Source organism: Caballeronia sp. ATUFL_M2_KS44 (genome assembly GCF_023630965.1).
In the GTDB taxonomy this organism is placed as follows: Bacteria; Pseudomonadota; Gammaproteobacteria; order Burkholderiales; family Burkholderiaceae; genus Caballeronia; species Caballeronia concitans.
This window is the reverse complement of sequence record NZ_JALQEA010000090.1, coordinates 1-359: the sequence shown is the minus strand read 5'-3', so window position 1 is coordinate 359 and position 359 is coordinate 1. Positions and strand designations below refer to the sequence as shown.

The 359-nt window shown below is 55.4% G+C and carries 1 protein-coding gene; it reads right to left on the bottom strand.

What is annotated here, in order from left to right; all coding sequences use genetic code 11:
* Nucleotides 1-233, bottom strand: a 233-nt coding sequence (locus tag NCR39_RS29950) for a helix-turn-helix domain-containing protein (protein WP_250456324.1), incomplete at its 3' end; no start/stop codon positions are given.
* Nucleotides 234-359 lie beyond the last annotated feature (126 nt).

Sequence of the window (359 nt, the reverse complement as noted above, 5' to 3'; positions counted from 1 at the left end):
AATGCCGAAATTGCGTGACTCAGCGCCGAGCGCGACAAGCCCACTTGCGCCGCCGCCCGCGTAAAACTGCGTTCTCTCGCGACGGCGACGAACAGTTGCAGATCGTTGAGGTTTTCCATCGTCATTGGTGAGTGGCATGCACCAGTGTATGCGGATTTGCCGATCTTCTCATCTAATGGCCGCGGCAGTAAATTTAAATCCATACAGCCAATTATCTCAACGAGATCCTTCATGAGAATGTTCTGCAAGCTTTGCTTTGCCGCCGGCTTTCTGCCGATGAGCATCACAGAGGCTACGCCCGCCGCAGCTGGTACGCCCATTGACGTGCAACAGATTTCGCGCGCAGGAACCCAGGCCGT